The sequence below is a fragment of the Nocardioides sp. J9 genome (assembly GCF_007829375.1).
Classification (GTDB): domain Bacteria; phylum Actinomycetota; class Actinomycetes; order Propionibacteriales; family Nocardioidaceae; genus Nocardioides.
On sequence record NZ_VLJQ01000057.1, the window covers coordinates 26087 to 47082 of the forward strand.

Here is a 20996-nt window from a genome sequence, read left to right on the forward strand (position 1 = left end):
AGTCTGGCGACACCCGACGCCCGGGTCCTCGGTAGCGCCGGACAGAGCTTGCCGTCAGGGCAATCCGGCTCGGTCGAACTCCTGCTGAAGTCGCGGCCGGCGACGATGCGTCTCCCGAAGTTCGGCGATCAACTCGTCGATCCTGTCAGCGTGCTCGGATCCCGCAGCGAGCTTCCGCATCTTGGCCAGACGGCGTGCCGCGAGCCGGTAGTGCTGCGCGCCCGCCTCGACCAGCTCGTTCTCGACAAGGCGCTGGTGCACAGGGAGCACGGCGATCGGGTCGACCTTCTCGTAGGCCTTCACCAGCTCGCTCCACGTGTGGTCGCTGTCGAGCGCGAGCGAGTGTGCGAGGTTCCAGCCGAGCTCGGGGTCCTTCAGCGTCAGGAGCGCGAACAGCACTGCGTCGCTCGGGCTCGACGCGAGCGTGGCCATCACCTCGTCGCGATGGTCGAGCCACGCCTTGCCGGAGGCCTTGTGCAGCCGTGCCGCCGATGTCGAGGAAGGCCACTTGCGGAAGACCGAGAGCCGGGCATCCAGTGCCTCGGCCGGTCGGTGCGCCTCCAGCAGGCCGCACCAGTAGTCCGCGGCCTTGCGCGACTGGTGCCCGCGGTCGAAGTCCGTGGCTTGTTTCGCCCAGTCGATGGCGAGATCGATCTCGCCGATCTCCTCGAAGGCCTCGGCTGTCTCCTGCAGCCACGCCGCGGCCTTCCGGTCCTTCGCGTGGGTGCGGATGATCGCGTCGATGTCGTGGTCGAGCACGGCGAGCCGCTGCGCGTTCCAGTCGAGTGTGAACCACGCGTGTGAGTGACCTGACGACCATCGCTCGTCCTCCGAGGGGCGCGGTCCGAGCTTCGCCTCGACCTCCGCCAGGCGCTTCCGGTAGGCGGCCATGCCGACGTCACCGAGCGCCGGCGCATAGGCCACCGGGTCGAGCTCGAAGTAGTCCACCTCGTTGTCGTCGAACTGGAACCTGATCATCCAGTCGATCAGCTTGCCGACCGGTGTCCTGGCTGAGGCCGCTGCGCGCGGGTGGAGCTCGAGGAGCCGGCGGCAGGCGTCGCCGATGATCCCCGCGGAGTCATCCGCACGCGCGATCACCTTCAGCGACGAGGCGAGGGCCTTGTGCGTCACCGTGTAGATCTCGGCCGGGTCCGTGGTCGGGATGGCCGCTTCGAGCATGTCGATCGCCTCGTGCATGTCCCGGCCGTGCGCGTTGGCAGCGCTGTAGCGGTGGAGGTCCGAGCGCGTGCGGATCAGGGGCAGTACGGCGTCGGCCAGTGAGGTCACGCGCTCATTCTGCACGCCCGCTTCTCTGACCTGCCTCGTCGCACCCAGCCTCAGGCTCCCACCACCACCGCTCCGCGAACCGCTCCGATTCTCGCGCCGGCCCCCCTTCGATCCGCTCGGTCGGCGCTGCGCCGTGACGCGTGGCGGTGTTCCGCTGCCGGCCCGGTGGGTCAGCGACATGCGGGCGATGACGCCCTCACGGGTTGGAAGCGAGGAGTCGGCGGCCGGCGGGTCGTGCCGGCCCTGGTCGTCCGTTCCGCTGCGGCAGGCAAGGGCGACTGACGCTGGCCCGACACCGGGCAGGACGAGACCGGGAACACGGCGCCCCGGTCACAGCCTCGTGCCGCGGATGACGTACTGCATGAGCACCTCGTGGTTCGGCGCGACGCCGTGCTCGCGGTCCAGCTCGTGGAGCCGGGTGAGCTCGACGACCTCGACGTCGACGAAGCCGGCCGCCCGGACGCGGTCGACGAAGGGCTCGATGCTCGTGGACTCGGCGAGCGGCAGGGCTTGGCGCACGGTCTCGTCGTAGTAGGCCTTGAACTGCTCGCTGGCGCCGACGTGGAGGCCCCTGGCGAACCAGGCCGCGTCGACGACAGCGAGGGTTCCGCCGGGGCGCAGCAGGTCGAACCAGTTGCGCAGCGCGACGTCGGGCTCGCGCAGCGTCCAGGTGACGTAGCGGTTGACGACGGCGTCGAAGGTGCCCGGGGCGAAGTCGGGGGCGACGGCGTCGCCGTGGAGGAAGGTCGGCGGGTTGCTCATCCCCGATGCGTGCAGGCGGGCGCGGTCCAGCATCCCGTCGGCGAGGTCGATGCCGGTGACGCGATGGCCGAGCTCGGCCAGCGTGCAGGCGACGTAGCCCGACCCGGTGCCGACGTCGAGGACGTCGAGCGGCTCGGTGCCGAGGGCGTCGGTGAAGGCGTCCTGCCAGGCGGCGAGGTCGAGGGCCTTGCGGTCGGCGCGTTGCTGGTACTCGTCGTAGGGGACGGACCGCTCCGACCAGTAGGCGTTGAGCGCGGCCTGGACGTCGGACGGGGTGGAGGTGGTCATCGGCTGTTCCTCTGCGGCGTTCGGGTGATGAGGGGGCGGAAGGCGAGCTGGAAGCCGTCGTCGAGCTCGAGCCGTCGTACGGCGACCTGGTAGACGGGTTCGAGGAGGGGCGGGGTGAGGACCTCGTCGGGGGTGCCCGCGGCCACGACGGTGCCACGGTCGAGCAGGAGCACCCGGTCGCAATAGGTCGCGGCGAGGTTGAGGTCGTGGAGCACGACGACGACGGTGTGGTCGCTCGTCAGGGCCAGGTCGCGGGCGAGGTCGAGGATCTCGTGCTGGTAGCGCACGTCCAGGTGGTTCGTGGGTTCGTCGAGCAGCAGGTGGCTGGATCCTTGGGCGAGGGCGCGCGCGATCAGCACCCGCTGGCGCTCACCGCCGGAGAGCCCGTCGAACGGCTGGCCGGCGAGGTGCAGGGCACCGACCTGCGTGAGCGCCGCGGCCGCGATCTGCTCGTCCTCCCGTCCTCGCCGGGCGAAGCCCGAGCGGTGGGGGGTCCGTCCGAGGAGCACCATGTCGGAGACCAGCAGGGGCAGGTCGCCTGCGGTCTCCTGGACGACGACGGCGACGCGTCGGGCGATCTCGCGGGCCGAGAGCGTGGTGAGCTGCTCGCTGTCGATGAGCACCGTGCCGGCCCGGGGCCTGAGCGAGGCGTGGAGCGTGCGCAGCAAGGTGGTCTTGCCGGATCCGTTCGGGCCGACCAGGCCGAGCACTTCGCCGTGCGGCGCCGCGAGGTCCACCGAGTCGAGGACCGTGCGGTCCCCGTAGGCGAAGTGGATCGCGTCGGCAGTGATCATCGCTGGAAGTGGTCGACGATGTTCTCGAGGCCGTCGATCACCAGGGGGGTGGGCGGCTCGGTGAAGTTGAAGAGCTGCGTGAGGATCGCGTCGTCCTTGACCGCGGTGAGCGCCTGTGCCCCGTTCATGCTGGTGATGGCGTCCCTGGCGTCGTCGGGGTCGCCGTCGGAGTGGAGCAGGATCAGGACGTCGGGGTCGCGGGCGACCAGCTCCTCCAGCGTGACCTCGAAGACGCGTTCGCTGGTGTCGGCGAAGACGTTGGTGAAGCCGGCGGCCTCGAGCTGGGGGTGTGCCATGGAGGAGGTGCCGTAGGCGTAGGGAGCGCCGCCGCCCACGGTGGGGTAGAGGACCGCGGCGGTGCGATTCTCTGTCTTGTCCACCTCGGTCAGGACCTGGTCCAGGCGATCCTCGAGCCGCGTGATGGCGTCATCGGCCTCGGCTCTCTTGTCGAAGACCTTGCCGTAGAGCCGCATCTGCTCGTAGATGGCCTCGAACGAGGGGTCGGCGGGCGGCTCCGGGCACAGCGCCGGCTCCTCGATCAAGGCGACCCCTGCTGCGCCAAGGGTGTCGCGGACCAGGTTGTCGGCCTCGCCGAAGACGATGTCGGGACGCTGGGCCAGCACGACCTCCTTGGAGATCTGCAGGTGGCCGGAGGCGTCGAGGTCGTCGGAGAGCGTCGGGATGCTCTCCAGCTCGGCCCACGTGTCGTCGTCGTAGTACTCGCGGGCGTAGGCCCCGGCACGCGCGGTGACCACCTCGTCGAGCACCCCGAGCTCGTGGAGGTAGGGGACCGCAGCGGGCTTGAGCAGTACGCCGCGGGTGGGTGCCGCGTCGAACGTCACCTCGGCGCCGCAGTTCTCGACGGTGAGCGGGTAGCTCTCGCCCGATCGTCCAGTTGCTGGGCCACCGTCGGTGCCGCAGGCCGCCAGCGTGGCGACGAGAGCGACGCCGGCGACGCCGGCGATGAGGGCGCGCAGGCTGCGGAGGGTCATCGGTTCTGTCTTCTCCTGGTTCTCGGGGGGAGGTGGTGGGCGGTCACGCGCCGGGGTGCAGTCGACGGATGAGCAGCAGGAGGAAGGGTGCGCCGACCATCGCGGTGACGATGCCGATGGGCAGCTCGCGCGGCTGCAGGAGCATGCGGGAGAACAGGTCGGCCCAGAGCAGGAACAGCGATCCCAGCAGCGCGGAGACCGGGATCGCCCAGGCATGGGCAGCCCCGACGAGGCGGCGGGCCAGGTGCGGGACCACGAGGCCGACGAACCCGATCGAGCCGGACGCGGCGACCACGAACCCGATGCACAGGGACACCACGGCCAGGAGCCGGGTCCGGAAGCGCGCGGGGGAGACGCCCAGGACGAGCGCTGTCTCGTCCCCGATGGCCAGCGCGTCGAGGTGTCGCCCCCACGCCGTCAGCAGCACGACGGTGGCGGCCACGACCAGCCCCAGGGCGAGGAGCGGTGCGCCCCACTGGGCCAGGCCGAGAGAGCCCAGGAGCCAGAACATCACCGAACGCGCGCCCTCGGCGGACCCGGAGGCGAAGATCAGGAAGCTGGTGAGTGCGGACAGGGCGTAGCCAACGGCGACGCCGGCGAGCAGCAGGCGGATCGACGTGACGCGTCCGGACGCGCGGGCGACGATGAACACCAGCAGGGAGGCGGCCAGGGCGCCGAGGAAGGCGCTGGCCGACAGGGCGTGCTCGCCTAGGCCGAGCGTCACGCCGAACAGGATGGTCGCCGCGGCGCCGCTGGACGCTCCCGAGTTGATCCCCAGGAGGTAGGGATCGGCCAGCATGTTCCGGACCATCGCCTGGAGGGCAGCGCCACAGACGGCGAGCCCGGCACCGACCGCGATCGCCATGAGGACGCGGGGCAGGCGGACGTCCCACACGATGACCTCCACGGTCTGGTCGACCTCGACCACTGTGCCGAGGAGCTTCGCGCGCAGGACGTGAAGCACGTCGTCGGGGCCGGTCCAGACCGGCCCGACGGCAGTGCAGAGCACGGTGGAGGCTGCGAGCAGTACGCCGAGCAGGGTGACGACGAGCGAGTTGCGGCTGCGCCGCGCCGCCAGTCCCAGCAGGTCGACAGGGGTCTCCCCGGACGCCAGCTCGTGGCCCGGCAGACCCATGTGACCCCCTTATTGCAAATGATTGGCAACAGCGAATCGAAGGCTACAGGTGGTGACAGCTGCCACGTCCGTCAGGTCAGGGCTCCTGAGGTCCGGTCCGGAGGTCAGCTGGCCGTCAGCAGGTCAGGCGCCGCGATCGCAGCGCCGTCGATCGAGGACATCACCAGCGGGCCGGGGTCAGCGGGCCCGCGGGTTGATGACGGAGCAGGGGGATCCACCTCGACCTGGGCGATGGTCGGCGTTGCTGCTGCCGTCCCTGCGGCGGCAGGAGCCGTCCCACGGCTTCGGCGGCGGCGCGTCTCCTGGGCCTTGCGCCTCCCGCACGGCCCCGGTCGCAACGATCCTCAGCCTCGATCGAGAGCGCTCTCGCGCAGGGTGAGGCTGGGTGCGAGCTCAGCGACGAGATCGCGGACGAGGACGTCGAGGTCGGCGATGATGCGGTGGACCGTGGCCGGGTCCTGGCCGCCGGGGTCGTCGACGGGCCAGTCGCGGTAGGTGACGCCGGGGACGTAGGGGCACTCCTCCCCGCAGCCGAGGGTGATGGCGAGGTCGCTGGCGGCGACCATCTCGCGCGTGAGGTGCCGGGGATGCTCGCGTGAGGTGTCGAGGCCGAGGCTCTCGAGCGCGGTGGCGACCTCGGGGTGGATGTGTTCCCCGGGCTGGGTCCCGGCCGAGACGGCCACGACGTGGCCTTTGGCGTAGTGCTCGGTCAGTACGCGGGCGATGACGGAGCGGCCTCCGTTGCGCACGCAGGCGAAGACGACCTGGGGGACTGGACGGTCCTCGGGAGTGGGGTGCTGGGTCACGGCGCGGCTCCGGTCCGGGTGTCGGGGAAGAAGCGGCGGGTCCAGAGACTGACGTAGACCAGTCCGACGAGGACGGGCACCTCGATGAGGGGCCCGACGACGCCGGCGAGTGCCTGGCCGCTGGCGACGCCGAAGACGGCGATCGCGACGGCGATGGCGAGCTCGAAGTTGTTGCCTGCCGCGGTGAAGGCGACCGTGGTGGAGCGGGCGTGGCCGAGCCCGATCGACCGTGCGAGAGCCAGGGAGCCGGCCCACATGGTCGCGAAGTAGATGACCAGCGGGACCGCGATGCGAGCGACGTCGACGGGCTGGTCGGTGATGGTCTCTCCCTGGAGAGCGAAGAGCACCACGATGGTGAACAGCAGGCCGTACAGCGCCCACGGGCCGAGGCGGGGCAGCACGGTCTGTTCGTACCAGTCGCGGCCGCGGCGGGCCTCGCCGGTACGACGGGTGAGGTAACCGGCTACGAGCGGGACGCCGAGGAAGACCAGCACGCTGCCGGCGATCGACCACGGGGAGACGTCCAGTCCCGTGGTGGACAGGCCGAGCCAGCCGGGCAGCAGGTCGAGGTAGAACCAGCCGAGCAGTGCGAAGGCGAGGACCTGGAAGACGGAGTTGACCGCGACCAGCACAGCAGCGGCCTCGCGGTCGCCGCAGGCCAGGTCGTTCCAGATGATGACCATCGCGATGCAGCGAGCCAGGCCGACGATGATCAGGCCGGTGCGGTACTCGGGGAGGTCCGGGAGCAGCAGCCACGCCAGGGCGAACATCAGCGCGGGACCGAGGACCCAGTTCAGCACCAGGGACAGCGCCATCATCCGCCTGTCGCGGGCGACGTGGCCGACCTCGTCGTAGCGGACCTTGGCCAGCACCGGATACATCATCACCAGCAGCCCGAGGGCGATCGGCAGCGAGATGGAGCCGACCGTGATCGCGTCCAGGGCGTCAGCGATGCCAGGTATCCAGCGCCCGGCCAGGAGCCCGGCGCCCATCGCGACCCCGATCCACACCGGCAGGTACCGGTCGAGGGTGGACAACCGCCGGGCTACCGGCGCGGGGACCGTCTGCGGAGCCGCCGGGCGCGCCTTCTGGGTCACTGGGCCGGCTTGGTGGCACGGATGATCGCGCCGTGCATGCCGGGGACGGCTTCGTGGGTGAACTCGACCTCGGCGTCGATGAACCCGGCGGCGGCGAGGCCCTCGAGGTACTCCGAGCGGGAGAGGGCGCCGGCGATGCAGCCGACGTACGAGCCGCGCTCGGCGCGGTCGGCCGGGGTGAGGTGGTCCTCGGCGACGACGTCGGAGATCCCGATCCGTCCGCCGGGGGTGAGCACGCGGAACATCTCGGCGATGACCTTCGCCTTGTCGGTCGAGAGGTTGATGACGCAGTTGGAGATGACGACGTCGACCGAACCATCGGGCAGGGGGACGTCCTCGATGGTGCCCTTGAGGAACTCGACGTTSKKCGCGCCSGCCCTGGCGGCGTTGGCGCGGGCGAGGTCGAGCATCTCGTCGGTCATGTCCACGCCGTAGGCGAACCCGGTCTCCCCGACACGGCGGGCGGAGAGGAGGACGTCGATGCCACCGCCAGAGCCCAGGTCGAGGACCCGGTCGCCGGCGCGGAGGTCGGCGACCGCGGTGGGGTTGCCGCAGCCCAGGCTGGCCGCGACCGCCTCGGCGGGCAAAGCGTCCTGGTCGTCGGCGGCGTAGAGCGCCGCACCGAAGGCGTCGTCGATCGCCCCGGTGGCGCCGCCACAGCACGAGGTGTCCGAGCTGCCGCAGGAGTCGACGACCTGCAGCGCGTCGTTGAGCTCGGTGTTGCCGGCTCCGCGGCCGACGGCGAGAGCAGCCTGGGCGTAGCGGTTGCGGACCTCCTCGCGGACCTCGTCGCTGGACTGGCTGGGGGCGGTCGGGTCAGTGGTGCTCATGGTGGTGCTCCTCCGGGAACGTGATTGCATTGACGGTCGTCGATGCATCGAGGATCGTCGATGCATCGACGGATGTCAATATGTCTGGCAAACTGGATGTCGTGACCACCTCCGAGCTGCCCCTCGCCGACGCGACCGCCGCGTGCTGCTCCGCCGTCACCGGTGGGGTGCTGGACACCGAGCAGGCGCAGCAGCTGGCGAAGGCGTTCAAGGCGCTCGGCGACCCGACACGGGTCCGGCTGTTGTCGATGATCGCCGCGCAGCCCGAGCGGGAGGCGTGCGTCTGCGACCTCACCGATCCCGTCGGACTCTCGCAGCCCACGGTGTCGCACCACATGAAGCAGCTCGTCGACGCCGGGCTGGTGGTCCGGGAACAGCGCGGACGCTGGGCCTTCTACCGCCTCGTCGACGGTGCGCTGGAGCGGCTCAGTCGCGCGCTGGCGCCCTGAGCCGAGGTCGGGCGGCGCCGCCACGTCCGGCCGCTACGGCAGTCGGCTGTGCGCACGATCGTTCACAGCATCGTTGGCGTCGGCCGGTCGCAATCAGCCTGGCTGACGGCTTTCGCATTGCGGCTTCCAGCCCATTGGATCGGGTACTCGTGGCAACCTCTTGAGGGTGACAGATCTCGGAACGATGCCTTTCGTGTTGCGGAGAGGCGGCAATGCCGCCCTGAGCCAGCTCGGTGCGGAGCTCGGCTCACTCACCGTCTTCCTCGACACACGCGGCCGCGACGGCGATGTCGTCGATGCGGACGTGAGCGTCTTGTTGCTCGACGAGAGCGGCAAGGTGCGGTCGAGCTCGGACCTGGTGTTCTACAACCAGCCGATCGCCCTCGGCGGTGCGGTCCACCTGCGCGACAAGGTCCAGCCGGAGCCCGGCACGCCAGAGGCAGAGGAAGGTTGGTCCTCTGACGTCGTCACCCTCGAGCTGGACAACGTGCCGGACGACATCGAGCGGATCGTCATCTCCGCGAGCCTCGATCCCGCGCTGGGGGAGACCTTCGGCGACGCCGCGGCGATCCGGATGCGCATGCAGCGCACGTCGGACGCTGCCGACCTTCTCGTCTTCGACATCGAGCACGCGAGCGACGAGCTCGCCTTGCTGTTCGGTGAGTTCTACCGCCGCGACGGCGAGTGGAAGATCCGCGCCGTGGGTCAGGGGTACGCCGAGGGGCTGGCTGCCCTGATCGGTGCACACGGCGTGGAGGTCGCACCCGACGATGCTGAACCTGATGACGCAGACATCGAGGTTCACGACGGCCCGGCAGATGCTGACGACACCGGCGCTGAGAGCTCGTCGAGCGCCGACGCGGCCGATGAGGTCGTCGCGCCCTCTTCACAGGACGCCACGCCGACCGAGCCAGGCGGGGGCGACGGAGCGGTGCCTCCCGCCGTGGACGCGAAGGGAGAGCAGGAGACGTCATCGTCACGACCTGCCCGGAAGGGTGTGTCCGTGCGTCGCGCTGCGAGGGCGCCACGGCTGCCGGCTGACTGGAATGCGTCGATCCCTGCTGATGACGGCACCGACTGGCAACCCGCTCGTCTCTTCCCTGTGGCGGGCATCGGCAGCGGCGAGGAGCAGGAACGCCGCGCCACGTCGGCCCTGCTTGCCGTGATGAGCACGGTGCGCGAGTTCGGCTCTGCGTTGACCACCAGGTGTGGCGCGCCGAAGGGAGCAATCGAGACCTTCGTCGAGGTTCCCTTCGGCCAGGACGAGGAGGCGTACCGGCCGGATGGTGTCGTGCGGGTGACCCGCGGGCAGAAGACCTGGACGGCACTGGTCGAGGTCAAGACGTCCAACGGGAAGCTCGATGCCACTCAGATCGACAACTACGTCAACATCGCCCGGAGCAAGGGGTTCGACGCCGTCATCACCATCGGCAACGAGCTCGCCGGAGGGGATGCCGAGCATCCCGTCGCGATCGATCGTCGGAAGCTCCGCAAGGTCGGGCTCCACCACCTGGCCTGGGACCAGATCCGGGCTGAGGCTGTCCTCGCTGCCCGTCACCGCGGAGTGGCGGACGCGACCCAGAGCAAGGTGCTGCACGAATTCCTCCGCTACATGAACCACCCCCGCTCGGGCATGGGTGGCCTCGGCGACATGGGCAGCAGCTGGGTCAGGGTCCGGGACGCAGTCAAGGCGAAGACCGCGAGGGCGAACGACAAGGCCATCGGGGAGGTCAGCGCCAGGTACGACGAGCTGGTCCAGCACCTCGCGCACCATCTCACCGGTCTCCTCGGCGTCGAGGTGCTGGCGTTGCCGCCGCGTGACACGCCCGATCACGCCAGCCGCCGACAACAGCTCGCCGACTCCGGGTTGATGTTCGGGCGGCTCAAGGTGCCCGGCGCGGTCGATGTCGTCGTGGTGGGCGCCGACGTCCGCGCCGACAAGGTGAGTGCCTCCGTCAAGGTCGCTGCACCTCGTGGCGAGACGCGTGCCCAGACACGGATCAACTGGCTGCTGAGGCAGATCCCGGAGGAGGCGAGTGATTCGATCCGCGTCGAGGCGCATCTCGCAGGGCCACGGGCGACGTCCACCGCCGCCCTCCTGGGCAAGGCCCGGCAGGACCCAGCCATCCTGCTTCCCGAGGAGCAGCGGGAGATCAAGGCCTTCACCGTCTCCCTGGAGCAGCAGCTCGGACCCAAGCGTGCGGCTGGCGCCGGCACGTTGATCGGCTCGGTCAAGGACGTCACGACCAACTTCTACGCCGACGTCGTGCAACACCTCCGCCCATGGTCCGACAAGCGCGGTTGACCGACCGGCTTCGAATACTTGCACTCGCGGTCCCAGTGGCGCGCAGGGCGCCGGTCTTCGGCACGCGGTAGGACCCGGCCTCGGAGACGACGATGAACCGGCGTGGTGACAGCCTGGGCGGAGTGGCCGCAATTTCCGGCGCCGTGCCCGACCACCAGGTCGTCCATACTCATGGTTGAGATGCCGTGGACGTAGGGCTCCATCACGACCGCGTAGAGCGCTTGGTCGATCCGATGCCGGGCCTCGAGGATGGATGGTAGTAGGAGCCCTTGCAGAGCTTGGGGATTCGCAGCTCGATGTCACCGCCTTGCGGCTCAACCGGAGCTCCTCACGGCGTGCGGCGATCTTCCGGCCGAGCTCGAGGTCCCCGGTCTTCGGTGAGGTGCCCATCGCTCCGTCCATCGAGTGGTCCAGGCGCTGGCGACTGCGTACGCCGGCGATGCTGTCGGAATGGCTGCGGTGGTGCGCAGCGCGTCTCGGCGATATCCGGTGACTCCTTCCGGGCGGCCGGCGCAGGGGTCTGTGGAGAGCGGACATGAGCGGGCGACGGCGCGGCTAGCGTGCCTGCACCGGTCCTTCGATCGCGGGCGGCAGGATGGAGGAGTCGTGCAAGGTGCGGAGGGCGGTGCCTCATGCACGATCCATCTCTCGGGAGCTCTCCATGGAATGTTCACGCCTCGGCCTCCGTGGCCGGTTCGCCGCCGTCATCGTTGCCCTGCTGGTCGCCTCGGGCCTGTCGCTGTGGCCCGGCGAACCCACGACGGCTGCCGATCGGGCGTCCGGCCCACCGGTTGCGGTCAGGGTGGAGCTGCCGGCAGCGGCTGTCCCCGGAGCAGTACTCAGCGCTGCGCTGCTTCCCACCCCCACCGCACTGAGGCGGACCCCGTCGATGGCGTGGCGCCCGATGCCGACGGGGTCATTCGTCACCCGTAACGGCAGGGTGGAGCTCCGGCTCGACCCGACGACGGTGCCGAGGGCCTTCGTCGAGCCTGGAGGGCTGGTGACGGTCAACATCCGTGTGGAGAACGCCGCTCTTCGCCTTGTCGGGGAGCACACGGTGACCGTCCGCGCTGCGCGGCTGGAGGGGAGGCCGGTGTGGCTGGACGTCGCGGAGCCGGTGCCGTCGCTGTCGCGGAACCCGTCGACGCGGCTCCCGGTCCTGAGCCCGGCAGCGCTGCGATCTGCCGGGTCGGCGCGGACTGCCGTGGTGACACCGGCCAGCCTGGCTGACGCGGTCCCGGTGGCGAAGGTGCGGACCGTGCGGGCGCCTGCCGGGATCGTGCCGGGGCGGACGGGCGGCGACCGCCTGGCGACACGCTTGTCGGCGCTGGGGCGGACGGTGCAGGCAGACCCGATCGGTGGTCTCGGCTACCGGCGCTGCAAGGCGACCGGCCGGACGACGAAGCGGTGGGCGACCATCGGGACGTCGTACCCGCTGCGCACGTCGAGGTCGTGGCTGACCTACTCGGGAGGCTCGACCAGCACGTTCGGCGTGGCGACCAGCTTCGACAAGGGGGTGTCGTTCAGCGGCACCGGCACCCGGTCGACGAGCGACGACTGGGGCCACAACTTCGTCCGCCGCAACTACGACCGCTCGTTCCGGGTGCAGGTCCTCTACCGGCAGTTCCGCTGCGCCTACTACTACGCCGGGAAGTTCAGGTACGAGACCTCCCGGTCGTGGAAGCCGTGGCTGCAGACGGGCGGTACGGCGAGCCACCGTCTCCGCACCGGCAAGCCTGCCTTCCGCCGTTGCGCCCCGATCGACAAGGGGGAGTGGTTTCGGGGCCGTGTGCGCGGCAAGGACTACACCCTGAGCTACGGCGTGAAGTTCAAGGGCGTGATCGGCATCGACCTCTCCAGTAGTCGTTCGTACTCGAACGGCGCACGGCTCTACTACGACAACCCGAAGGCCAGGTGGGCGTGTGGCAACAATGCATTTCCTGCCCGGGCGGGGAAGATCCGCGAAGCGCGGCGGAACCTCTGAGCCGATGAGGAAGGTCGGGGCTGCTGCAGCCATCGTCGGTTTCGCGGTCCTCGCGAGCGGCTGCGGCAGCGACGAGCCGGCGACGGACGGACCTTTGGGCGCATTGTCCGACGGCGGCGGCGTGAGCATCTACCGCCCGGACAAGGGCCCGGCCCGCTGGGTCGGTTCGTTCTCGGGCTTCCGTCTGTGCCTCGACGAGGAGGGGCCGCCGGCGAGGATCACGGAGGTCCGTGTGCTGGAGAAGGTGGGGCAGGTCGACTCGGTCAAGGCGCGGATCGGCGTGGGACGAGATCCGGACGGCCCGCTCCTCTTCGTGTCTGCCACTGGCTCGGCGCCCGACTTCGCCGAGGCATATGCGAAGGACAGCGCGGAGTTCGCCGACTGGTACGAGTTCGAGGACGACCTGTCGGCGGTGCCGATCGACCGGCAGTGCAAGGACGAGTTGCGGGCGGACGACCCCGTGCTGGTCATCACGTTCGAGACCGGGAGGGCCGGCGGGACGCTGCTTGCGGCGGAGGTGCTCTACGAGGTGGACGGTGAGGAGTTCACGACGGGACCGGTGCCGTGGGAGATGACCCTGTGCGGCCGGAGCGAGGCGGTGGCGTACGTGTGCGGCTCGAGGTAGGCGCGGGCACCGCGACGTGTGCCTGAGCAGCGAGAACCGGTCATGCCTGGCCCCGGGTGGCCGATCGGGGAGTCGGGCGTCGTGGCCATCTCGACGAAGTGCGCATCCGACAGTCGGGGGTCGGAACTACTGTCGGCGTCGCGGACGGAGCCCTGCCACCCGCGTGACGTGCTGACGAGTCGACGGACTCCACGGATTGGTGCTGAGAAGGACTTGAAGACGTACGACGACCGAATCGCTTCCCTGAACGGGGAGAACGGCCTGCGGGACGAGAGCATGCAACGAGCCGTGGCCGAGGCCCTCGAGCCGGGTGAGGTCCCGCGCGCGCTCTACTCGGTCAACGCCCACATCTGGGTCGAGGCTGTCCTGACCGACCGGGCGCTGCTCGTCGTCAAGGGTGCATTCCGGCCTCGTGCCCACCGCGTGCCATTTCCTCTCGACCTGGTCAGGGGGCCGCGAGGCTCAAAGCGCGGTGCGCGCCTCAAGACCCCGCTCGGCAACAAGACGCTCTGGGGCTCGACGCTCGACCCCCGCATGGAGATGCTCGTGGCCGCCGCAGGAGGCGGAGCTGTCGAGTCTGCACGTGCCGTCGACGTGGGGGCGACGGCGGAGGTGCAGCTCGCGCCGCCGACAGCCGACGTCGCGGGCACGCCGGACGCGGAATCTTCCGCAGATGTCGAGAAGGTCCGGTTGTCGTGGCGCGAGCGGGTTGCTGCCCGCCGGCGGGCGGGCAAGAAGCCGAAGAAGCCGAAGCCGCAGAAGGCCCGCGCGGAGTGGGTCGGTGCGCAGCCGAGCTCGACCATCTGGGAGCTGGCGTACAACTGCGTCAAGTGTGGCCGGCCACTGACGAACCCGGAGAGCCAAAGGCACCGTGTCGGGACCGATTGCATCAAGAGGTGTGGGTCCCAGGCCCGGCGGATCGAGAATCCGGAGTTCTCCGCGTGGACAGCGCGGAAAGCTCGCGCCGAGGTCGATCGGGTCGCGCGACAGGTCGAGCTCGACGCCGAGCACGCCCGCGCCATGACGGCCTACGAGGACGCGCTTGCGCGCTGGCAACGTGTCCGTTCGGGGGCGATGTGACGAACGCTCCGGCCCAGGCCGGGCCGGCGCGCAGAGCACCGAGCGAGGCCCGGGTCAGACCGACTCCAATCCACCCCAGGGTCGCAGCTTCTCCGGGTTGAGGGTGGCCCAGATGTGGCGGACGTGGTCGCCGGCGATGCCGAAGGCGACGACCATGAGGGTGGTGCCGTCGCGCTGCACGACCAGGCCGGGCTCGCCGTTGACGGGGGTCTCGACGACGTCCAGGCCGTCGGGCACGTTCCTGAGCAGGAGCTGGGCGACCTCGGAGGCGCCGGAGACGGGGTGCAGCTGGGCGTGGACGATGCCGCCGCCGTCGGTGACGGTGACGGCGTCCTCGGCGAGGATGTCGAGCAGGGCGGCGACGTCGCCGGCCTGCCACGCCTGCTTGATCTGTTGGACGACCTCGGCCTGGTGGGCGGGGGCTGTGGGGGAGACCTCGGCGTCGCGCACGCGGCGGCGGGCTGACGAGGCCAGCTGGCGGCAGGCGGCGGGGCTGCGCTCGAGCACCTCGGCGACCTCGGGGAACTGGAAGCCGAAGACGTCGTGGAGAACGAAGGCCACCCGTTCGGCGGGGGTCATCGACTCCATCACGACCAGCAGCGCGGTGCTCACCGACTCGTCGAGGGTCACCCGGTCCGCCGGGTCGGTGTGACCGGCGGCAGGGGCAGGGGAGCGGGGATCGCGGGGGTCGGGCAGCAGCTCGGGCAGCCACTCGCCGACGTACGTCTCGCGCCGGGCGCGAGCCGAGCCCAGGTGGTCGAGGCACACCCGGCTGGTGACCGTGGTCAGCCACGCGGGCGGTGACTCGATCACGGCCCGGTCGTCGGGCGCGAGGGCGAACCACCGGGCGTAGGCCTCCTGCACGGCGTCCTCGGCCTCGGTCAGCGACCCGAGCATCCGGTAGGCCAGGTTGACCAGCCGTGGCCGCTCGGCATCGATCGTCGGGACCTCGGTGGGGGAGGTCATGGGTTCCTTCCCGGGGAACGCCGGCCAGGCCCGAGAGCTGGCACTCCCCGACTCGCCTCACACCTGCGGGGCCTGCGTCGTCAGAGGAGGACGGGGACAGATCCGGTCCCTGACGACGACTCAGAGAGGTTAGTTGATGAGTTCCAGCAGTGCACCGAGCAAGAGCCGCAGCACCACCACCCCGACGACGAGCGACCGCCGGGTGACGCGCGCTGCAGCCCTGGTTGCGGCGCTCCTCGGTGGGGTCCTCGCGGTGGTGGCGCTGGCCGACCAGCAGGGGCCGCAGCGGCTGATGGAGCACGCCGAACCGATCTATGCCGCCGAGGGCGTGGACGTGGGCCCGGGAGTGCTCTACGGCCTGCTCTACACGGCGTCCGCCGTCGCGGTGCTGGTGTGGCTGGGGGTCGCGGGCGTGGTCCGTTCCCGCGCCCGCTGGATGGCCCCGGTGGCGATGTGCGCGGCGCTGGCCGTGGACGCAGTGCTGGCGCTGGCGCTCCTGCTCGTCCGTGAGTACGACGCCCGCATCTTCCCGCCGGTCTGGGGCCTGCTTGCCCTGCTCCCGATGTTGCCGGGGCTGGTCGCCCTGGTCCGCTCGCTGGGGGAGCGCCGTGAGCGTTGAGGACCGCACGACGCGTGACGCGCCGGTTGAAGCGGTCGACCGCGGCACGGCCAGGCGGACGTTGCTCGTCGCGTCGGGAGCCGGCTTCCTCGCCGGGCTCGACACCACGGCCGTCACCTCGCCCTGCCCGACGTCCAGCGCGACCTCGGCGCGAGCCTCGCCCAGCTGCAGTGGGTGGTCAACGCCTTCTCCCTGCTGAGCGCGACCCTGCTCGTCCTCGCCGGCAACCTGAGCGACCGGCTCGGCGCGCGACGGGTGTTCCTCGGCGGGCTGCTCGCGTTCGCGGTGACGTCTGCCGCCTGCGGAGTGGCCTGGTCTGCCGTCGTGCTCGACGTCGCCCGGGCAACCCAGGGTGCCGCTGCTGCGGCGGTGATCGCGAGTGCCTTCGCCCTCGTCGCGGAGACCTTCCCGCCGCACGAGCGCGGCCGGGCGCTCGGGACCTACGGTTCCTTCGCGGCGCTGTCCTTCGTCGTCGGGCCGCTGGCGGGCGGTGTGCTCGCGGACTCGTTCGGGTAGCGGTCCGTCTTCATGGTCAACCTCCCGTTCGCCGCTGCGGTCCTGGCCGCCGCCGCGGTCGTGCTGCCGCGCCGGGAGCCGGCCCGTGGCCGCGCGCCGCTCGACCCTGCCGGGGTGGTGGCGTTCGTGGTCGGCATCGGAGCCGTGCAGTACGGCGCCATGCGGGCCACCGACCGTGGGTGGGGCGACGCGCACGCCGCTCGTGGTGGTGCTCGGCCTCGTCGTGCTGGCCGCCTTCGTCGCCCTCGAGCGCCGCAGCGACGGGGCGTTCCTGGACCTGCGGCTCTTCCGCAACCGGGTGTTCAGCGGCGCGTGCGTGGCCACGGCGCTGGCGTCGGCGGCGTACTTCGGGGTGCTGGTCTACCTCAGCCTCTTCCTGCAGACGACGCAGGACTTCACGGCTGCGGAGACCGGGCTGCTCTACCTGCCGACGATCCTGCCGTACATGGCCGTCTCGCCCGTGGCCGGGCGGCTGGCCGACCGGTTCCCGGGCCCGGTCGTGCCGGCGGTCGGCTGTGCGGTGCTGGCGCTCGGGATGGTGCTGCTGGCGGGGGTGCAGCACGGCGCGGGCATGCTGGACGTGACGCCGGCGCTGGTGGTGATGGGCGCCGGCTCGGGCCCGGTCCTCACCCCGCTGACGAAAGCCGGGCTCGACCAGGTTGGGTCGGGCCGGTCCGGGATGGCCTCCGGGGTGCTGCAGACGGTGCGGCCCCTCGGCGTCACCGCCGGCGTCACGCTCCTCGGCGTCCCGGTCGCCGACGCCGTCGACGCGACGGCGTTCCGCTCGGTCGCGCTGCTCGCGGCGAGCCTGGCGGCTGCGGCCGCCGTCGCGTCGGCCGGGCTGCTCCGACGCCCGCGATGAGCGCGTGCGCCGCACCCGTGCCCGCCCGGAGTCCCACACCGGACGGGCACGAGCGGCGTACGTCGCCTGCCGGGTCAGCGGCGGGCGACGACGATCCCGTCGACCTTCACCGGCTTGTTGGTGGTGGTGCGCAGCCGGATCGTGGTGCGCTTCTTCAGGTCCGGCAGGCGGACGACGACGCGGTTGCGGGCGGGGCCGGCCAGCGACAGCCGCTTGACGACCCTGGTGCCGTACCGGACCTCGAGCCGGCCGTGCTTGCGGCCCTTGCTGACGACCAGCGCGACGCGGCCGGCGGGGACGCGCTGGAGCGCGAGGACGCGGCCCTTGCGGCTCGTGGTGGTGGCCGTCCGGTCGAGGTAGCCGCCGCCGGACACCCGCTTCCAACCGGCGCCGGTGAGCGCGCGGTCGTCGAGCGGGCGGGTGGTGCACCGTTCGGTGCTCCAGCCCGAGGTGTTGCCGGCGTGGTCGTGGGCGCGGACGCGGAAGCAGTACTGGCTGCTCTTCGCGAGGCTCACCGTCAGGGACCTGGCCGTGGTCGCGGTGCGCAGCATCTTCGGGGCGCTGACTGCGCCGTGCCACGCGGCCTCGGTCATGCGCACGTCGTAGCCCGCGACGCCGGCCTGGCTGTCGCTGCCCGACCACGAGACCCGCGCGGTCGCGGCCATCCGGGGCGACGGGCCGGCGTCGACGGAGACGGTCGGCGCGGTCTCGTCGCCGATGGTGCGGTCGACGTACCGCAGCTCGACGCGGGGGTTGCCGTCGCCGAGGGTCATCGGCGCGGAGGGCGGGTACGGCGTGCCGCCACCCCCGCCAGCACCGTGGAAGGTCGCAGCAGAGCCGCCGCCACCCCCGCCGTGGTAGCCACCGCCACCTCCGCCCCCGCCGCCGCCCTGGTGGTTGTTCGCGCCGTTCCCGCCCTGGCCGTCGGCCGTCCCGGGCCAGCCGTCGGTGCCGGCGCCGATGTCGCCCTGCCCGCCGGTTCCGGGGGTGCCGTCCGGGCGGCCGCCGGTCGGCCACGTCCCCAGGTCGTAGGCCGTGCTGCCGTTGGTGCCGGCATCACCACCGGTGCCGCACGGGGTGTACTCGACGTAGCACTTGCCACCGCCACCGCCGCCGCCCGGTGCGACGACGAGTCGCTCGGTCAGGGCAGGGCTGCTGAACACGGTGGTGGCTCCGCCACCCCCGCCGGCCCACTCGCCGCCGGCGCCGCCGCCGTGGGCTCCACCGCTCGAGCCGTAGCCGTCGGCCTGGCCTTCGCCGCCGTTGCCGCCGACGTGGAGGACCAGGGTCCGGGGCGCGGGCAGGGAGCCCGGCCGGGTGGGGATCGTGTGCTCCACGTGGCCGCCGCGACCGCCAAGCACGCGGACGCCTTCCCCGCGCCCGCTGCCGCCATTGCCGCCCACCGCGACCACCTCGACCGCCGTCACCCAGGCGGGGACGGTGAAGGTGGCGTCCTCGGTGAAGACGCAGGTGACCTGGTTGCCCTCGGCCGAGCACTCGTCGGGAAGCGCCGGGGCCGAGGAGGCCGGCGGTGCGGTGCTGACGGCGACCAGGGCCGCGACGGGAAGCAGCGCGGACAGGGCGGTGCAGGCGAGACGCTTCATCGGTGACTCCGGGAGGGAGGGAGCAGTGAGTCGCGGGTCAGCGTAGGAACGGCGCGGCGCCGTACGGGGCAGTTTCGGCGAAGCCCCTCAAAGACCGGGGTGGGGGCGGTGAAAACCCGGGGGAGGGGGCAGGAACGGCCCGGGGTGCGGGGCTGAAGAGCTTGTGGGTCGTGGTCCGGTCAGGACAGGTCGCGGCGCTCCAGCGCGTCCCGCAGCTCGCGCCGCGAGGTGACGCCGAGCTTGGCGAACGCCCGCCCGAGGTGCCACTCCACGGTGCGTGGCGCGATCACCAGCTCCGCGGCGATCTCGCGGTTCGTCATCCCCTCCGCGGCGAGCTCGACAGTGCGTCGTTCGGCCCGGGTGAGGGAGTCGAGCCCGGTCCGGGCGGTACGACGGGGCCGGGCTCCCGTCGCGTGCAGGGCGTTGAGCGCCCGCGCGGCCAGCGCGCCGGATCCGCAGGTCTCGGCGAGCTCGCGCGACTCGGCGAGCGCCGTGCGCGCCCCGGGGACGTCGCCGCGGCTGTGCAGCTCCACCCCGAGGTCGTGCATGGCGCGGGCCCGCTCCAGCCGGCGCTCGGAGCGGCACAGCACGTCGGCGGCCTGCCGCAGCAGGGACAGGCGCTCGTCGCCCTCGGCCAGCGCGGCCGCCGTGCGCAGCGCGCGACCCTCGCGGCCGAGCGCGCTGGTGCGACGGGCGAGCTCGACCTCCTCCTCGAGGAGCGCGCGGGCGTGGTCGGTGTCGCCGAGCGCGTGCGCGGCGGTCGCGGCGAGCGGGCGCCACACGATCTGCGGGCTGCCGCGGTGGCCCAGCACCTCGAGCCGCTCCTGGACCAGGTCGACGAGGGCAGCCGCCTCGGCGGGCTCGCCGGTGCGCAGCAGCAGCCGGGCGCGCGCGAGGTCGACCGAGATGCCGGTCATCTGGTGCGGGTCGACCTTGTCGTCGGCGGCCCCGAGCACGGCGCGGGCGCGGTGGTGGTCGTCGAGGTCCATGTGGACGTGCGCGAGCGTGGCGCTGGAGAAGCCGAACCAGCTCACCCACGGCCCCCACCGCGGGTCGAGCGCGGAGGAGGCGGCGCTGCGGGCCCCGTGGAGGTCGCCCGCGGCGTACCGCAGCTCGCCCATCCAGTAGTGCAGCAGGCCGTGGCGGAAGAGGTTGTCCGGGTCGACGACCTCGAGGCCCTCGTGGACGACCTGGGTGCCGCGCTCGAGGTTCTCCGACAGCCACAGCGAGCCCATCACGAAGTCCGGGCGCAGCCCGAACGGCGGGGCGTCGACGCGCCACAGCTCCTCGGTGAGCGCCTGGTCGACGAGGGGGTTCACCAGCCGCAGGTCGCCCAGGACGAACGGCAGCACGGTCGCCAGCGTCGCGGCCAGCGCGGGGACCTCGGGGACCCAGCCGGTGCTGGCGCGCTCGAGCAGCTCGACCAGCTGGGGGCGCGCGTAGATCGGGGAGAGGTCGTGCATCGACGCGACCGCCAGCAGCTCGGCGAGCAGCTGCTGGTGCAGGTCGGTGTCCGGCTCGGTCTCCGCGAGCGCGGTCTCGCTGGCCTCGACGGCCTCCGGCAGCCGGCCGGTCAGCCACATCAGCCGGGTCCGCTCGCGCAGCAGCATCAGCCGCTCGTCGCGCCCGTTCGCCACCGCGAGGGCGTCGGCGAGGCGGTCCTCGGCGTCGGGGGTGCCGGCGCGGCTGGCGGCGAACGCGAGCTCGGCGAGTACGGCGGAGCGGTGCTCGGCGGCCGGCGGCTCCTCGACGGCGCGGCGCAGCAGCACGGCGGCCGTCGCGCAGTCGCCCTTGCAGGTCGCCTCGTCGGCCGCGCGGCGCAGGCTCTCGACGATCCACGGCAGGCCGGCGGGGGTGGTGCGCAGCAGGTGGTCGGCGACCTCGGCGGCGTCGGCGTCCTCGGCCAGCAGGAGCTCGGCGGCGCGGCGGTGCAGGCGGTCGGTCGCGAACGGCCCGAGCTCCTGCCCGACCGCGTCGGCGACGACCGGCTGCGGG

At 71.8% G+C, this 20996-nt stretch carries 19 protein-coding genes and 1 pseudogene; 8 read left to right on the forward strand and 12 right to left on the reverse strand.

The genetic code is table 11. The annotated features are described in order from the left end of the window. Window positions 1-54: 54 nt before the first annotated feature. From L615_RS06820 to arsM, 8 genes are all read right to left on the reverse strand, one after another. Entirely contained in the window at window positions 55-1467 is a 1413-nt protein-coding gene (locus L615_RS06820; RefSeq protein ID WP_261376584.1) for a DUF6880 family protein, read from the reverse strand. A 150-nt stretch (window positions 1468-1617) separates the two neighbouring features. Beyond that, entirely contained in the window at window positions 1618-2337 is a 720-nt protein-coding gene (locus tag L615_RS06825) for a class I SAM-dependent methyltransferase (RefSeq protein ID WP_028656874.1), read from the reverse strand. Beyond that, a complete protein-coding gene (locus tag L615_RS06830; RefSeq protein WP_028656875.1) occupies window positions 2334-3131 on the reverse strand; it encodes an ABC transporter ATP-binding protein in 798 nt (265 codons plus the stop codon). The genes L615_RS06825 and L615_RS06830 overlap by 4 nt, the downstream gene beginning before the upstream one ends. After that, the gene (locus L615_RS06835) at window positions 3128-4123 is read right to left on the reverse strand and encodes an ABC transporter substrate-binding protein (protein ID WP_145724549.1); all 996 of its coding nucleotides are present in this window, start codon (window positions 4121-4123) and stop codon (window positions 3128-3130) included. Before L615_RS06835 ends, L615_RS06830 begins: the two co-directional genes overlap by 4 nt. Window positions 4124-4166: 43 nt before the next feature. Continuing rightward, window positions 4167-5258, reverse strand: coding sequence for an iron ABC transporter permease (locus L615_RS06840; RefSeq protein WP_145724550.1), 1092 nt, complete (start codon window positions 5256-5258; stop codon window positions 4167-4169). A 344-nt stretch (window positions 5259-5602) separates the two neighbouring features. Beyond that, window positions 5603-6064 carry a low molecular weight phosphatase family protein gene (locus tag L615_RS06845; RefSeq protein ID WP_145724551.1) on the reverse strand — a complete coding sequence of 154 codons (462 nt, stop codon included), beginning with the start codon at window positions 6062-6064 and terminating at the stop codon, window positions 5603-5605. Continuing rightward, window positions 6061-7056: an ACR3 family arsenite efflux transporter gene (gene arsB, locus L615_RS06850; protein WP_261376586.1), complete on the reverse strand. Its 996-nt coding sequence runs from the start codon at window positions 7054-7056 to the stop codon at window positions 6061-6063. Before arsB ends, L615_RS06845 begins: the two co-directional genes overlap by 4 nt. A gap of 101 nt (window positions 7057-7157) precedes the next feature. Further along, window positions 7158-7991 carry an arsenite methyltransferase gene (arsM, locus tag L615_RS06855; RefSeq protein ID WP_145724553.1) on the reverse strand — a complete coding sequence of 278 codons (834 nt, stop codon included), beginning with the start codon at window positions 7989-7991 and terminating at the stop codon, window positions 7158-7160. 101 nt (window positions 7992-8092) lie between these two features. Here arsM and L615_RS06860 point away from each other — a divergent pair, with 101 nt between their 5' ends. Both L615_RS06860 and L615_RS06865 read left to right on the forward strand, forming a co-directional pair. Continuing rightward, window positions 8093-8440 (forward strand): helix-turn-helix transcriptional regulator, encoded by a 348-nt coding sequence (locus L615_RS06860; RefSeq protein ID WP_036518892.1) that lies wholly within the window; start codon window positions 8093-8095, stop codon window positions 8438-8440. A 166-nt stretch (window positions 8441-8606) separates the two neighbouring features. Further along, window positions 8607-10745 carry a TerD family protein gene (locus tag L615_RS06865; protein WP_145724554.1) on the forward strand — a complete coding sequence of 713 codons (2139 nt, stop codon included), beginning with the start codon at window positions 8607-8609 and terminating at the stop codon, window positions 10743-10745. A 140-nt stretch (window positions 10746-10885) separates the two neighbouring features. Here the strand turns inward: L615_RS06865 and L615_RS06870 are convergent. After that, window positions 10886-11049 (reverse strand): annotated as a pseudogene (locus tag L615_RS06870) (transposase); the annotation flags it as partial. A gap of 1035 nt (window positions 11050-12084) precedes the next feature. Here L615_RS06870 and L615_RS06875 point away from each other — a divergent pair. The 3 genes from L615_RS06875 to L615_RS06885 all read left to right on the forward strand — a co-directional run bounded on the left by L615_RS06875 (window position 12085) and on the right by L615_RS06885 (window position 14434). After that, window positions 12085-12729, forward strand: a complete 645-nt coding sequence (locus L615_RS06875) for a hypothetical protein (protein WP_145724555.1) — start codon at window positions 12085-12087, stop codon at window positions 12727-12729. After that, complete coding sequence (locus tag L615_RS06880) at window positions 12677-13354, forward strand: hypothetical protein (protein ID WP_145724556.1); 678 nt, start codon at window positions 12677-12679, stop codon at window positions 13352-13354. Before L615_RS06875 ends, L615_RS06880 begins: the two co-directional genes overlap by 53 nt. A 213-nt stretch (window positions 13355-13567) precedes the next feature. Continuing rightward, window positions 13568-14434, forward strand: a complete 867-nt coding sequence (locus tag L615_RS06885; RefSeq protein WP_145724557.1) for a hypothetical protein — start codon at window positions 13568-13570, stop codon at window positions 14432-14434. Window positions 14435-14488: 54 nt separating this feature from the next. Here L615_RS06885 and sigJ read toward each other — a convergent pair whose 3' ends face one another. Continuing rightward, window positions 14489-15400 (reverse strand): RNA polymerase sigma factor SigJ, encoded by a 912-nt coding sequence (gene sigJ / locus L615_RS06890; protein ID WP_145724558.1) that lies wholly within the window; start codon window positions 15398-15400, stop codon window positions 14489-14491. Window positions 15401-15536: 136 nt separating this feature from the next. On the opposite strand from sigJ, the gene L615_RS06895 reads away from it, so the two are divergent. The 3 genes from L615_RS06895 (at window position 15537) to L615_RS06905 (ending at window position 17397) form a co-directional block, all read left to right on the forward strand. Continuing rightward, window positions 15537-16019: a hypothetical protein gene (locus tag L615_RS06895; protein ID WP_145724559.1), complete on the forward strand. Its 483-nt coding sequence runs from the start codon at window positions 15537-15539 to the stop codon at window positions 16017-16019. A 123-nt stretch (window positions 16020-16142) separates the two neighbouring features. Beyond that, entirely contained in the window at window positions 16143-16535 is a 393-nt protein-coding gene (locus L615_RS06900) for an MFS transporter (protein ID WP_145724560.1), read from the forward strand. A 175-nt stretch (window positions 16536-16710) separates the two neighbouring features. Continuing rightward, window positions 16711-17397: an MFS transporter gene (locus L615_RS06905; protein ID WP_186449764.1), complete on the forward strand. Its 687-nt coding sequence runs from the start codon at window positions 16711-16713 to the stop codon at window positions 17395-17397. Window positions 17398-17471: 74 nt separating this feature from the next. On the opposite strand, the gene L615_RS06910 is transcribed toward L615_RS06905, so the two are convergent. Beyond that, the gene (locus tag L615_RS06910; RefSeq protein ID WP_145724562.1) at window positions 17472-19001 is read right to left on the reverse strand and encodes a glycine-rich protein; all 1530 of its coding nucleotides are present in this window, start codon (window positions 18999-19001) and stop codon (window positions 17472-17474) included. Between the two features lie 179 nt (window positions 19002-19180). After that, window positions 19181-20996 (reverse strand): helix-turn-helix transcriptional regulator (locus tag L615_RS06915; protein ID WP_222430477.1); only part of this gene is annotated, 1816 nt, incomplete at its 5' end.